At 69.7% G+C, this 12,768-nt stretch carries 14 protein-coding genes; 2 read left to right on the top strand and 12 right to left on the bottom strand.

Translation table 11 applies throughout. The features are described 5' to 3' along the window. Positions 1–17: 17 nt before the first annotated feature. Together CJ226_RS10930 and CJ226_RS10925 are read right to left on the bottom strand one after the other, a co-directional pair. On the bottom strand, positions 18–956 hold the full coding sequence (locus tag CJ226_RS10930) for a tetratricopeptide repeat protein (RefSeq protein ID WP_062634678.1): 939 nt from the start codon (positions 954–956) through the stop codon (positions 18–20). Beyond that, positions 953–2,896: a hypothetical protein gene (locus CJ226_RS10925; protein WP_062634680.1), complete on the bottom strand. Its 1,944-nt coding sequence runs from the start codon at positions 2,894–2,896 to the stop codon at positions 953–955. Before CJ226_RS10925 ends, CJ226_RS10930 begins: the two co-directional genes overlap by 4 nt. Positions 2,897–3,074: 178 nt before the next feature. On the opposite strand from CJ226_RS10925, the gene CJ226_RS10920 reads away from it, so the two are divergent. Beyond that, positions 3,075–4,136, top strand: a complete 1,062-nt coding sequence (locus CJ226_RS10920) for an AI-2E family transporter (protein ID WP_062634682.1) — start codon at positions 3,075–3,077, stop codon at positions 4,134–4,136. Positions 4,137–4,154: 18 nt separating this feature from the next. On the opposite strand, the gene CJ226_RS10915 is transcribed toward CJ226_RS10920, so the two are convergent. The 9 genes from CJ226_RS10915 to rpsB form a co-directional block, all read right to left on the bottom strand. Then, entirely contained in the window at positions 4,155–4,871 is a 717-nt protein-coding gene (locus CJ226_RS10915; protein WP_102209180.1) for an alpha/beta hydrolase, read from the bottom strand. A gap of 2 nt (positions 4,872–4,873) precedes the next feature. Continuing rightward, positions 4,874–5,161, bottom strand: a complete 288-nt coding sequence (locus tag CJ226_RS10910) for a hypothetical protein (RefSeq protein WP_102209179.1) — start codon at positions 5,159–5,161, stop codon at positions 4,874–4,876. 9 nt (positions 5,162–5,170) lie between these two features. Continuing rightward, positions 5,171–5,719 carry a transglycosylase SLT domain-containing protein gene (locus tag CJ226_RS10905; protein WP_062634687.1) on the bottom strand — a complete coding sequence of 183 codons (549 nt, stop codon included), beginning with the start codon at positions 5,717–5,719 and terminating at the stop codon, positions 5,171–5,173. Positions 5,720–5,927: 208 nt separating this feature from the next. Beyond that, a complete protein-coding gene (locus CJ226_RS10900) occupies positions 5,928–6,509 on the bottom strand; it encodes a DivIVA domain-containing protein (protein WP_062635209.1) in 582 nt (193 codons plus the stop codon). A gap of 20 nt (positions 6,510–6,529) precedes the next feature. Continuing rightward, entirely contained in the window at positions 6,530–7,486 is a 957-nt protein-coding gene (locus CJ226_RS10895; protein ID WP_308409687.1) for a phosphatidate cytidylyltransferase, read from the bottom strand. Positions 7,487–7,680: 194 nt separating this feature from the next. Beyond that, entirely contained in the window at positions 7,681–8,235 is a 555-nt protein-coding gene (gene frr / locus CJ226_RS10890; RefSeq protein ID WP_062634691.1) for a ribosome recycling factor, read from the bottom strand. Between the two features lie 67 nt (positions 8,236–8,302). Then, positions 8,303–9,019, bottom strand: a complete 717-nt coding sequence (gene pyrH, locus CJ226_RS10885; protein WP_062634692.1) for a UMP kinase — start codon at positions 9,017–9,019, stop codon at positions 8,303–8,305. Positions 9,020–9,108: 89 nt separating this feature from the next. Then, positions 9,109–9,936, bottom strand: coding sequence for a translation elongation factor Ts (gene tsf / locus CJ226_RS10880; protein ID WP_025103357.1), 828 nt, complete (start codon positions 9,934–9,936; stop codon positions 9,109–9,111). 41 nt (positions 9,937–9,977) lie between these two features. Further along, positions 9,978–10,919 (bottom strand): 30S ribosomal protein S2, encoded by a 942-nt coding sequence (rpsB, locus tag CJ226_RS10875; protein WP_062634694.1) that lies wholly within the window; start codon positions 10,917–10,919, stop codon positions 9,978–9,980. A 306-nt stretch (positions 10,920–11,225) separates the two neighbouring features. Here rpsB and CJ226_RS10870 point away from each other — a divergent pair, with 306 nt between their 5' ends. Next, on the top strand, positions 11,226–11,828 hold the full coding sequence (locus tag CJ226_RS10870) for a murein hydrolase activator EnvC (RefSeq protein WP_102209178.1): 603 nt from the start codon (positions 11,226–11,228) through the stop codon (positions 11,826–11,828). Between the two features lie 21 nt (positions 11,829–11,849). Here the strand turns inward: CJ226_RS10870 and CJ226_RS10865 are convergent, their stop codons facing one another. Beyond that, complete coding sequence (locus CJ226_RS10865; protein WP_062634696.1) at positions 11,850–12,752, bottom strand: tyrosine-type recombinase/integrase; 903 nt, start codon at positions 12,750–12,752, stop codon at positions 11,850–11,852. Positions 12,753–12,768: the final 16 nt, after the last annotated feature.

The following is a 12,768-nucleotide window of genomic DNA, read 5'->3' as shown; positions in this document are numbered from 1 at the left end:
CCCCCCGCGCGGACCGCTCAGAAGAGCAGCGAGGAGAGCCGGTTGCGGGCCGCGATCACGCGCGGGTCCCCGGCTCCGATGAGACCGAAGAGCTCGACGAGGCGCTCGCGCACAGGCGTCCGCTGATCCGACGGCAGCTGCGCGAACAGGTCGAGCAGTCGGCCGAACGCGTCGTCGACGTGCCCGCCGGCGAGGTCCAGATCGGCGACGTCGAACTGCGCCTGCACGTCCTGCGGCGCGGCGGCGGCCGCTGCGCGCGCGGCCTGGAGGTCGAGCCCCTGCACGCGGTCGAGCAGGCGGACCTGACCGAGACCGGCGATCGCGTCCTCATCGCGCGGGTTCTCCGCGAGGGCCTTCTCGTAGGCGGTGATGGCGGCACGGTAGTCCCCGCGCTCGATCGCGGCGAAGGCCTCCGCGTGCAGCGGCGGCAGCTCGGGCTCGGCAGGGGCGGCGACCTCGGTCGCCTCGCCGTCACCGACGGGCAGCGATCCCGACACACCGTTCTGCGCCGCCACCTGCAGCAGCTGCGCGAACACCTCGCGGACCTGCTGCTCCGGAACCGCGCCCGTGAACATGGGGACCGGCTGACCGGCGATGAGCGCGACGACCATCGGGATCGACTGCGCGCGGAAGCTCTGCGCGAGCTGCGGGTTGGCGTCCACATCGACCTTGGCGAGGAGGACACGACCGCCGAGTTCACGGGTGACCTTTTCGATGATCGGACTCAGCTGCTTGCACGGCCCGCACCACTCGGCCCAGAGGTCGACGACGACCGGCACCGTGCGGGAGAGCTCGAGCACCTGGCCGAAGTTCTCATCGGTGGCGTCGACGACGACATCCGTGACCGGAGATCCGGCAGGGGCGGTCGCCGAGCCGCCCGCCGGGGCGGAGGGGCGATTGCGCAGGCTGGACAGGTCGACGGCACCGCGCAGGGCGGCGGGAGAGATCTCGCTCACTTGATCACCTTCACGGACACGAGGTCCTGGCGCGACGCCAGGAGCCGGATCGGCTCGCTCGACCCCTGCGAGGGGACGGCGAAGAACAGCTGGAACTCATAGGTCGTCTCGGCACCCTTGGCGGACTCGTTGGCTCCGGTGAGCGCCTTGGCCTCCTCGTTGTCGCCGAAGCGGATCACCACATCGGAGGAGGTGGGCGTGATCGTCTCGACGTCGAGCACAGAGACGGCGACGATGGCACCGCTGTCCAGGGTCGTCAGGGAGACCGGGGCCTCCTCCGTCGGCGTCATGTCGAAGGCGGCCGTCGAGGTCTCGGCGGCACCGGCGTCGGCCAGCCCCTGCACGAGGCTCTGGCGGCTGTCGGTGATCGACTTCGCGAGGTTCAGCGCCAGCTCGTCGAACTGCCCGTATGACGCGCTCTTCTCCCCGTTGTCGACGACGTCCGCGAAGGCGGCGGCCACCTCGTTCGGGGGTACGGACAGGAACGCGGAGTCCGCGGGGACCAAAGAGGTCCCCAGCCAGCTGGCCGCCACCTCGGGGAAGACGGCGTCGGCGGACATCTCGGCCATGTTCGTGACCTTGTAGTTGGACCAGGGGTCGGCCTGCGTCATGGTGAGGACGACGGGCGGCACGGTGTCGTCGCCCGTGCTCTTCGAGAGCATCAGGACGGTGCGCGGCCAGCGGTCGGTCGCCTCAGGGAGAACGACCTCCACGTCGTCGGTCGGGATCGCCGCCGGTGCGGGGCGATCGGGCAGCTTCTCCCGCAGTGCGTAGTCGGTGGTGCGGGTCGCCAGCGCAGCCCCGTCCAGGCGGGTGGCCGCGAGATCAAGGTCCCTGGCCTCGTCCGCCTTCACCAGTGTCTGCGAGACCTCCGCGAGGATGCGATCGGCCTGCGTCTCGGTGACCGCCGGCGGCTTCTGGTTGTCCGGTGCGATCACCGTGGGGCTGGGCGACGGCGACGGAGACGCATCCCCGAACTCCGGCCACGATTCCGCACTGCATCCGGCGGCCAGCACTGCGGTCAGACCGAGTGCCGGCACGACGAGCAGACGCCGCCGTCGGCGCGGATGCACACCCTGCATGGCGTTCTTCCCCTCCGTGGGCTTCTCGTCGACGATCTCCGCGTCCTCCACGTCGTCTGTGCGCTCCGGTGTCTTCGGCTCCGCGCCGTCTGCGGCCTCGAGCGCCTCACGTTCGGACGGCGGAAGCGCCGCCACGTCGATCGGCTGGGTCGTGGGCAGCGGCCCCGGTCCCTTCCGGCGCGGGCCGCGGCCGCGGCGCTGATGGCGGATCGCGAGCACGTAGAGCACGAGCCCCACCAACAGCACGATGCCACCCGCGACCATCAGCGGACCCGCGAGCGGCGTCCGTGTGTCCAGGGGCCAGGAGACGACGATGTCATCCGGCGCATCCTTCGTGCCGTCGTACGCGATCAGCACGCTCGTCCCCTCGGGGAGCTGCATGTTGTCGGTCGAGAGGAAGTTCTCTTCGCTGAAGGAGTCGAGCCACAGGTCGGACCCCGCAGGGTTGCGTCCGGCGGGCTCCGCCGACTCCTCGTCCTCCGGTGCGGGAGCCTCGGCGTCCGGAGCGGGGGTCTCGTTCGACTCCTCCGGCGCTGGAGCCGCGACGTGCTCGACGAGAAGCTCGTCCTCATCGCCGACCGTGACGTGGTTGTACTCGGAGTCGGAGAGCCAGGCCTCCATATCGGCGGTCCGGCCGTAGCTCGCGAAGATCTCGCCCTCGCCGCGGATCAGCACCTTCTGTGCGCCCGGGTTCATCCGGAGCACATCGCCGTCCATCAGCACGTACGGAGCGGGCTCCTCGATGTCGACGCGGGCCTCCTGCGACGAAGGACCGACGAAGACGGTGCGTTGGGCGATCCCCGCACCGATCAGCACGGCAGCCAGCACGAAGGCCACGACGGCCCATACGAAACGCACGAATAGTCTCCTCACGCACCACGGCTTCCCGCCCGTGACGCCACACTCGACATTTCAGACTAGCGAAGTCACCTGTGTGTTGACCACGAGGCCCCTCCCCTGGCGACGCTGCGGCACGTCGGCGACGCGCCGTGGCCGGTCATGGGTAGCCTTGCTGCAGCCGTTCCGAGGAGTCTGCATGAAGATCCACAACCCGTTCCGCACCGCCCTCGTGGCGACACTCGGCGTGGGACTCGGCATCGTGCTGATCAGCAGCGTGCAGACGCTGTCGACGGTGCTGCTCTACATCGGCACCGCTCTCTTCCTCAGCCTCGGGCTCGATCCCCTCGTCACGTTCCTCGAACGACGGCGCCTGCCCCGCTGGCTCGCGGTCCTCGTCACGATCGTCGCCGTCCTGGCGGTCTTCAGCGGCATCGTGCTCATCGTCCTCCCGGTTCTGGTCGACCAGATCTCCCAGCTGATCGCCCAGATCACGGCCATCGTGCAGCGGGGAACGGCCATCGAAGACCTGCGCACGTGGATCCAGGAGACGTTCCCCAATCTCCGCGTCGACGACGTGTTCGCCTATGTCGAGGACTGGCTGGCGACGAACCTCGCCGAGATCGGCGGATCGATCGGTCAAGGGGTGCTCGTCGCCAGCGGGGCGGTGCTGAGCGGCGTGTTCGGCGCCTTCATCGTGCTCATCCTGACCATCTACCTCACGGCCTCCACCCCCTCGCTCAAGCGCGCGGTCTACCAGCTGGTGCCGGCGTCCAAGCGGGACCGCTTCATCGATCTCTCCGAGCAGATCACCGACTCCGTCGGCTACTACGTCATGGGACAGGTCAGCCAGGGGGTCATCAACGGCATCCTCAGCGCCATCTACCTCACGATCATCGACGCGCCGTTCCCCGCGGTCCTCGCCGTCGTCGCCTTCTTCTTCTCGCTCATCCCGCTCGTCGGCACGTTGACCGGCTCGACGATCATCGTCCTCGTCTGCCTGATCCCGGGTCTCGGCTCTCCCGGCACGGCTCTCGCCGCCGCGATCTATTATCTCGTCTACATGCAGATCGAGGCGTACGTGATCTCGCCGCGGATCATGAGCCGCGCCGTGTCGGTGCCCGGCGCCGTCGTGGTCGTGGCCGCCCTCGCCGGAGGAAGCCTGCTCGGCCTGCTCGGCGCGCTCATCGCGATCCCGGTGGCCGCCAGCATCCTCATCCTCTACCGGCAGGTGCTGATCCCCCGCATGAACGAGCGGTGACCGTACGGTCGCTCCGCGTCACTCCTCAGCGGGCCAGTGCGTCGGCAGCGGCAGGGCCGACGGGTTGACGGCGGCGACGATCTCGGTGAGCACGCGCCGCGTCTGGGTCTCCCCCACCCACAGATGCTTCCCGCCGTCGACCGCGATCAGCTGCGCATGCGGAATGCTCGCGAACCGTTCCCGGGCTTCGGCGGGGCGCAGGTAGTCGTCCAGCTCGGGCACGAGGATGACGACGCGGTGGTCGGTCGTCCCCCAGGTGGCGACCTCCTCGGCCGTCGCGCGGTGCAGCGGCGGCGAGAGCAGGATGATGCCCTCGATGTCGTGGTCGGCGCCGTACTTCAGCGCGAGTTCCGTTCCGAACGACCAGCCGACGAGCCAGGGGCGAGGCAGTCCACGGTCGCGCACGAAGTCCATGGCGGCGGCGACGTCGAACTGCTCCGCAGCTCCACCGTCGAATGCGCCCTCGCTCGTGCCGCGCGGCGACGTCGTGCCGCGCGTGTTGAACCGCAGGACGGCGAGACCGGCCAGGGCAGGCAGGCGTGCGGACGCCTTGCGGATGATGTGCGAGTCCATGAAGCCGCCCGCCGTCGGCAGCGGATGCAGCGTCACCAGCGTGGCCACCGGGGCGGCCGTCTCGGGCACCGCCAGCTCGCCCACCAGCGTGAGCCCGTCTGCGGTGTGCAGCTCGATGTCCTCACGCGTCGCGGGGAGCTCGAGCGGTCCGCGGATCTCCATGGTCATGCGATCCTCCAACAGGGGGTGTGCCAGTGTCTGCGGTCGGCCAGCGCCGCCGCCTCGCCGAGGATGCCATCCGCCCGCCAGGCGACGAGATGCGCTGTTCCGGGTTCCACGGACCGGCCGCAGCCCGGGCAGACGTAGGCCTTCTGCGCCTGGACGGCGGAGACCGGCTGCACGGTCCACTCGACGCCGCGACGCACCTCCGTGCGCTTCCACCCGGCGAGCAGGCGATCGAACGAGTCCTCGCCCTCAGGGCGCGCGGAAGGACGACGACGTGAGCGGGGCATGGTGCCGGCTCACCACCAGTGGTTGGTGACCCAGAAGTTGTACGCGCCGGCCCAGCTGCCGTACCGACCGGTGGCGTAACCCGTCGCCCAGCGGAGATTGTCCACCGGGTTGTAGCCGTTGCCCGGCACCTTGCTGCAGGGCAGCGCCTGGACGAGGCCACAGGCGCCGGACGAGGAGTTGGTGGCGTTCGGGTTCCACCCGCTCTCCCGCGAGACGATGTAGTCGACGTACTGCCAGTCACCCTGCGCGATGCCGGCAGCAGCCATCCACTCCGCCGGCGCGCCACCGCCGCTGTACGGCGGCAGACCCCCACCCGACGACTTGCTTCCCGACGACGAGCTCTTCGAGCCGGACGATGTCGCGGTGGTTGGCGCGGGCTGCGGCTTCGGCTTCGGCTTCACATACACCTCGAAAGAGCCACGCTCGACCGGGGTGATCGCGGCGCCTTCCACAGTGACGGTGAGGTTCTGCGTGTCCGCGAGAGCCGCCGCGTAGACGGAATCCGGAGCTTCCGTGGCGACCGGCTGCGCGAGCGCGACGCCGGTCGGCGCGACCATCGCGGCAGCGAATCCGACGACCGCGAGAGAACTGAAGACAGCGGCGACGCCCCGGCGACGCGACCAGCGTCGAGTGCCACGGGAGCGAGAGGTGACCGTCGCTGCGGGTGCCAGCGCGGCGTCGCTTCGTTCGGGAATCATGTCGTTTCGGGAGTTCACGATGGAGGACAGTCTACGCATACCTGCCTGAACAGGCCATCAGGCAGGCTCAGCGCACCGCCAGGATCACGTCGATCGTGGCATCGAGCAGCGCATCAACCTGCTCCTCCCGATAGCCGCCGCGCTGCATGCGGAACGCTGCGGACCTCAGCTGCTCGGCGGTCAGCGCCTCGCCATCGCGCAGATACCGGACGATCCGGGAGCTCACGTGATCGACCTCGTCGACCCGATATCCGAAGGTGAGCAGTCCGGTCCGCGCGAACCTCTGGCGGCGCGGCCGCGCCAAGTGGTCGAGGATCACCTGCGCATCGGCCCTCGCCCGGTCCACCCACGCTCCCGCACCCTGCGCCCGGACGGCACGCTCGCGCTCCCGTGCGGCGAAGGCGTCCTCGACTCGGCCGAGGGCGGCGTCGACCTCCGCGACCGCGTAGCCCTCTTTGACGAGCGGGAACGAGGCGGTGCGCACATCCTCGGACGTGAGACCGTCGACGCCGCTCTCGAACGCCTGTCGGGCGGAGGCGAGGAAGTTGTCGACCGCCGCCCGGTGGTAGCCCTTCGTGCGCCCGCTCGTCACCGAGAACGCAGGCCTCGCCGCTCTCCGCGAGGCGGGTTCCGTCCGGTCGTCGTTCATCACAGCACCACCGTCGTTCATCACAGCACCAGCCAGGGAGAGAGGAGGAAGTACAGGCACAGGGCCGGTACCGTCGACAGCAGGATGCTGTCCAGCCGGTCCAGGAGCCCGCCGTGGCCCGGGAGCCAGGAGCTCATGTCTTTGATCCCCAGGTCCCGCTTCAGCATGGACTCGCCGAGATCGCCGAGCGTCGCGGACAGCAGGATCGCCGCCCCGAAGATGACTCCGCCCCACCACGGCAGATCGAGCAGGAACAGGGCCAGGAGCACGCCGACCACCAACGCGGCGACCACGGCGCCCCCGAAGCCCTCCCAGGTCTTCTTGGGGCTGATCCGCGGAGCCATCGGGTGCCGCCCGAACGCGAGTCCCGCGGCGTAGGCGCCGGTGTCGGCCGCCACGGCGATCGCGATGAAGCTGAGCACCCACCACTGCCCGCCCTCCTGCTCGAGCAGGATGAGTGCGACGCCGGCGAGGAACGGGACGTACACCTGCACGAACCCGCCGATCACGGCGTCGGTGAGCACGTCACCGTACGTGCGGCCGTCTTTTGCGACCATCTGCGCGAGCAGGCGCCAGACGATGACGAACGCCACCGAGACGAAGAGCATGACCCAGCTCAACCACGGCTCGGCGAAGTACGCCGACAGGACCAGGAAGGCGGCCGCGACGAGCTGGGGGATCACATCGACGCGGCGGCCGGCGGCCCGCAGTGCTCGAGACAGCTCGTAGACACCCAGAAGCGCCGCTGCGAGTGCGAACGGCACGAACAGTGCCTTGACGAACAACAAAGACCCCAGGAGCGCCGCACCGAACGCGAGCCCGATGAGGATCGCAAGCACGAGGTCTCGACCGGTGCGCTGCTTGATGCGCTCGTTCGCCTGATCGAGCTGATCGCGGGCGTGCGACACGTGGGTGCCGAAGTCGTCCCGCGCCTGGCGCCACTGGTCCCGGATCGCACTGTGATCCGCGGTGTCCAACCGATGCGCTCCGGCGGACACCGTGGGCGGAGTAGCGGGAAGCGGCGGACGGGGTGGGACTCGGTCGGCATCGAACGCGGGGAAGGCCGCGTCCCCGAGCGGAACGCCGGCCTCGGGACCCGCCTCGGACCGCGTCACCCGACGGGTCGCCGGTGTACCCTCCTCGGCGCCTCGCGATTCATCGGACATACGAGCTACACCTCGAGGAGTTCGGCCTCTTTGCGCTTGAGCGCGTCGTCGATGAGGTCGACGTGCTGACGGGTCAGCGCGTCCAACTCCTTCTCCCCGCGGGCGATCTCGTCCTCACCCAGCTCGCTCTTCAGCCCGTCCAGCTCGTCCTTGGCCTTCCGACGGATGCCGCGGACGTGGACCTTGGCGTCCTCGGCCTTCGACTTCACGAGCTTCACGTACTCCTTGCGACGATCGGCCGTGAGCTCGGGCATCGTGACGCGCACGAGGTTGCCGTCGTTCGTGGGGTTCGCTCCGAGGTTCGGCATGTCGCGGATCGCCTGCTCGATCGCCTTGAGCGCCGACTTGTCGTACGGCGTGATGATGAGAGTGCGCGCTTCCTGGTTGGCGAGGGAGGCGAGCTGCGCGAGCGGCGTCGGCGTGCCGTAGTAGTCGACCATCACCTTCTGGAAGAGCTGCGGGTTCGCACGACCGGTGCGCACCGTGGAGAAGTCCTCCTTGGCAGCCTCGACGGCCCGGGACATGCGGGTGGTGGTTTCAGCGAGGACGTCCGCGATCACGGTGGCTCCTATCGTCGGGGTGTTCTGGAAATTCTATCGGGAGCGGGCTCCCGTCCCGTGCAGGCGCTCAGGCCGTGACGAGCGTGCCGATGGGCTCGCCCAGGAGGGCGCGGGTCACGTTGCCCGCCGGCTCCATCCCGAAGACGCGCATGTCCATGTTGTTGTCCATGCACAGGCTGAACGCCGTGGAGTCGACGACCTTGAGGCCCTGCTGCAGCGCGTCGCGGTAGGTCACGCGCTCGATGCGCTCCGCATCGGCGTGCTTGTTCGGGTCGGCGGTGTAGATGGCGTCCACGCCGTTCTTGGCGACGAGCACCTCCTTCGCGCCGATCTCGAGGGCGCGCTGCGCGGCCACGGTGTCGGTGGAGAAGTACGGCAACCCTGCGCCGGCGCCGAAGATCACGACGCGACCCTTCTCCATGTGGCGCTCCGCGCGACGCGGGATGTAGGGCTCGGCGACCTGGGTCATCGCGATCGCCGACTGCACGCGGGTCGCGGCGCCCGCCTGCTCCAGGAAGTCCTGCAGCGCGAGGGCGTTCATCACGGTGCCGAGCATGCCCATGTAGTCCGCTCGTCCGCGGTCCATGCCCCGCTGGCTGAGCTCCGCGCCGCGGAAGAAGTTGCCCCCGCCGACGACGACGGCCACCTCGACGCGGTCGACCGCGGCGGCGATCTCCCGGGCCATCTGGCTGACCACGTCAGGGTTCACGCCGAGCTGACCGGCGCCGAACGCCTCTCCGGAGAGCTTCAGGAGGACGCGGCGGCGTCCAGTGCGTTCAGTCATGGGGAAGTCCTCTCGTCCCGAATCAAGATAGTGCCTGGTGGGCATGAAGAAGGGGTTCGGATCGAACGATCCGAACCCCTTCGACAGTGCTACGCGCCGACCTTGAAGCGCGCGAAGTCCGTCACGGTGATACCGGCGTCCTTCGCCACCTGGGCGACGGAGAGCTTGTTGTCCTTCGCGTAGTCCTGCTCGAGCAGGGCGACCTGCTTGATGAACGCGGCGACACGGCCCTCGACGATCTTCGGCAGGGCGGCCTCGGGCTTGCCCTCGTTGCGGGAGATCTCGGTGACGATCTCGCGCTCCTTCTCGACCGCGTCCGCCGGAACGTCCTCGCGGGACAGGTACGACGGGTTGGCGAACGAGATGTGCTGGGCGATGCTGCGCGCGGTCGCGGCGTCGTCACCCGTGTAGGCGACGACGACGCCGATCTGCGGCGGCAGGTCCTTGCTCGTGCGGTGCAGGTAGACCTCGACGCTGTCACCGGTGACGGTGCGCACGCGACGGAGCTCGACCTTCTCGCCGATGATGGCGGCCTCTTCCGAGATGAGCTGCTCGACGGTCTTGTCGCCCGCCGGAGCGGCCAGGGCGGCCTCGACCGAGTCGGCCTTCACGGCGGCGACGGCGTCGGCGACCTTGTCGGCCAGCGCGATGAAGCGCTCGTTCTTGGCGACGAAGTCGGTCTCGCAGGCGAGCTCGACGAGCGTCACGGCGCCGTCCTGCTCGCGGGCGACGACGAGGCCCTCGCTGGTCGAACGGTCGGCGCGCTTGGCGTTGCCCTTCGCACCCTTCAGGCGCAGGATCTCGGTGGCCTTCTCGACGTCGCCGTCAGCCTCCTCGAGCGCCTTCTTGGTGTCGACCATTCCCGTGCCGAGCTGCTCACGCAGCGCCTTGAGGTCGGCGATGGTGAAGTTGGCCATGTGTGGTGGCTCCTTGCTTCGTTGTGTGGGTGTACGAGGGATTACTTGGCGTCAGCGGCCTCGGCGGCGGCGACCTCGGCGGTCTCCTCACCGGAAGCGGCGGCGATCGCCTCGTCGTGTGCCTGGGCACCAGCCTCGTCGGCGGCGGTGGCGTCGGCGGCCGGGGTCTCGACGACGGCGGCCTGGTCGTCCGCGGTCACGACCTCGGCGGCGTCAGCGGACTCCTGCACGGGAGCCTCGAGAAGCTCCTTCTCCCACTCGGCCAGCGGCTCCGCGTCGCCCGACTCCGGGTTGTGCTTCTGCTGCAGGCCCTCGGCGGCGGCGTCGGCGATGATGCGCGTCAGCAGCGACACCGAACGAATGGCGTCGTCGTTGCCGGGGATCGGGTACTGGAAGTCGTCCGGGTCGGCGTTGGTGTCGAGGATGCCGATCACCGGGATGCCGAGCTTCTTGGCCTCGTCGATGGCGAGGTGCTCACGCTTGGCGTCGACGACCCAGAGGGCGGACGGCGTCTTGGTGAGGTTGCGGATACCGCCCAGCGACTTGTGCAGCTTGTCCAGCTCGCGCTTCTTGAGCAGCAGCTCCTTCTTCGTGAAGCCGGAGGCGGAGGGGTTCTCGTAGTCGAGCTCCTCGAGCTCCTTCATGCGGGCGAGACGCTTCGCGATGGTGGAGAAGTTGGTGAGGAGGCCGCCGAGCCAGCGCTGGTTCACGTAGGGCTGGCCGACGCGCGTGGCCTGCTCCGCGAGGATCTCCTGCGCCTGCTTCTTGGTGCCGACGAAGAGGATCGTGCCGCCGTGCGCCACGGTCTCCTTGACGAAGTCGTAGGCCTTGTCGATGTAGCCGAGCGACTGCTGGAGGTCGATGATGTGGATGCCGCTGCGCTCGGTGAGGATGAAGCGCTTCACCTTCGGGTTCCACCGACGAGTCTGGTGTCCGAAGTGCACGCCGCTGTCGAGCAGCTGGCGGATGGTGACCACAGCCATGGTCGTCTCCTGATTCTGGCGCGGGACGCGCCGTTGAGGTTGTCATGCCGACCGGACGGTCGGACATCCTGGTGCCCGGCTCACGCCCACCCGTTCGGAAACGGGACCTGCGGGAGTGGATGCCACGACGGAGTCGCTCTGGGCACGCGTAGTCACCCCGAGATCGAGGTGCTCGTCCAGCATACAGGATCATGCGACGCCAGCTCGTTCTCCCCAGCAGCGCGATTCCGGGTCTTCTCCCCTGCCGCCGGCCCCGGCGGAGGGAGCCCGCTCCGCCAGCCCGCATCAAACACGCACACTCGCGTGATGACTCCTCCGTCCCCTCCTCGCCCTCGCTCTCGCCCGCACCCCTCGCTCCTCCGGGTGCTGATCACCACCGTGCTCGCCGCTGTCGTGCTCCTGTGCGGCGGTGCTCCGTTCCCGTCTCCTCCCGCCGCGCGAGCGGCGTCGGCACCGCACGGCCTCGCACCCGTGCCCGAGGAGTTCGTCTCCGACGTTCCCTGGCGGTGGCCCGTCGAGGGGACTCGCCGCGTGAGCGTCGCCTACCGCGCGCCCGTGCACGCCTACGGTCCCGGGCACCGCGGTATGGATATCGTCGCGAGCGCGGGCGGCACCGTCGTCGCCCCGGCGGAGGGGGTGGTCGCGTTCCAGGGCGTCGTCGTCGACCGCCCGCTGCTCACGATCCGACACGCCGACGGTCTCGTGAGCACATTCGAGCCCGTGGAGTCGCCCCTGCGCGCGGGAGACCCGGTCCGCCGGGGCCAGGACATCGGCCGTGTCGCCACGGGCGGTCACACTCCCCCGGACGCGCTGCACATCGGGGTGCGACGCGACGGCGAGTACCTCAACCCGATGGTGCTGTTCGGCGGACTCCTGCGGGCGCGCCTCCTGCCCTGCTGCGACGGATGACCCGACGCGCGGGTTCCGCGCTCAGGCCCGAGGGTGTGCCAGGCGATACGTCGCCGTCAGCCGCTCCGCCGAGACATGCGTGTAGATCTGGGTGGTGCCCAGGCTCGCGTGCCCCAGAATCTCCTGCACCGCGCGGAGATCCGCACCACCGTCCAGCAGATGGGTCGCCGCCGTGTGGCGGAGGGCGTGCGGCCCGACGGTCTCCGCGCCGACGACGGGTGCGAGGGCGCGGGCGACGACCTCGTAGACCGTCCGCGGACCGACACGTCCCCCGCGACTGCCGAGGAAGACGGCGGGCGACGCGGCGCCGGACCGCGCGAGCAGAGCCGGTCGAGCGCGGCGCAGGTAGGCGGTGAGCGCATCCCGCGCCGGCGCGCCGAACGGGACGACGCGCTCCTTGTCGCCCTTGCCTCGCACGCGGGCCGTCCCCCGATCGAGATCCAGGTCGTCGATGTCGAGGCCGCAGAGTTCGGAGACGCGGACCGCGGCGCCGTAGAGGAGCTCCAGCACCGCATGGTCGCGAAGGGCGGTGGGATCACCCGAGGCCGCCGCCTGCCGATGTCGTTCCAACAGCTCCGTCATCGCGTCCTTCGATGCCACCGTCGGCAGCGTCTTCGCGCGCTTCGGTGCCACGAGCCGCAGGCTGGGGTCGACGGGGACGATGTCCTGCTCGCGCGCCCACCCGAAGAACGCTCGCGCCGTGGCTGCGCGTCGGGCCAGCGTCGCCCGGGCGTCGCCACGCTGGGTCGCCTGCCAGAGCCATTCGCGCAGCATCTCCAGGTCGATCCGGTCGACCGGGCCGCCCCCCACGCTCGCCCCGAGGTCTCGCAGATCGGAGCGGTACGCCTTCACGGTCGCCGGAGAGAGCCGACGTACCTTCTCGAGGTGGTCGGCGAACGCCTCGACAGCGACCGCGAAGTCCATATCCCCAGCCTGCCGC

The organism is Microbacterium sp. UMB0228, assembly GCF_002871415.1.
In the GTDB taxonomy this organism is placed as follows: domain Bacteria; phylum Actinomycetota; class Actinomycetes; order Actinomycetales; family Microbacteriaceae; genus Microbacterium.
This window is presented reverse-complemented; position numbering and strand designations above follow the sequence as displayed.

Bases quoted from the DNA above. Each gene is read 5' to 3' on its own strand.
- CJ226_RS10905 (WP_062634687.1), bottom strand. From the start codon at position 5,719: ATGGTCGCGCCGACCGGCGTCGCGCTCGCGCAGCCGGTCGCCACGGAA.
- CJ226_RS10900 (WP_062635209.1), bottom strand. From the start codon at position 6,509: ATGAACGACGACCGGACGGAACCCGCCTCGCGGAGAGCGGCGAGGCCT.
- pyrH (WP_062634692.1), bottom strand. From the start codon at position 9,019: ATGACTGAACGCACTGGACGCCGCCGCGTCCTCCTGAAGCTCTCCGGA.
- CJ226_RS10910 (WP_102209179.1), bottom strand. From the start codon at position 5,161: ATGCCCCGCTCACGTCGTCGTCCTTCCGCGCGCCCTGAGGGCGAGGAC.
- CJ226_RS10870 (WP_102209178.1), top strand. From the start codon at position 11,226: ATGACTCCTCCGTCCCCTCCTCGCCCTCGCTCTCGCCCGCACCCCTCG.
- tsf (WP_025103357.1), bottom strand. From the start codon at position 9,936: ATGGCCAACTTCACCATCGCCGACCTCAAGGCGCTGCGTGAGCAGCTC.
- CJ226_RS10920 (WP_062634682.1), top strand. From the start codon at position 3,075: ATGAAGATCCACAACCCGTTCCGCACCGCCCTCGTGGCGACACTCGGC.
- rpsB (WP_062634694.1), bottom strand. From the start codon at position 10,919: ATGGCTGTGGTCACCATCCGCCAGCTGCTCGACAGCGGCGTGCACTTC.
- CJ226_RS10865 (WP_062634696.1), bottom strand. From the start codon at position 12,752: ATGGACTTCGCGGTCGCTGTCGAGGCGTTCGCCGACCACCTCGAGAAG.
- CJ226_RS10915 (WP_102209180.1), bottom strand. From the start codon at position 4,871: ATGGAGATCCGCGGACCGCTCGAGCTCCCCGCGACGCGTGAGGACATC.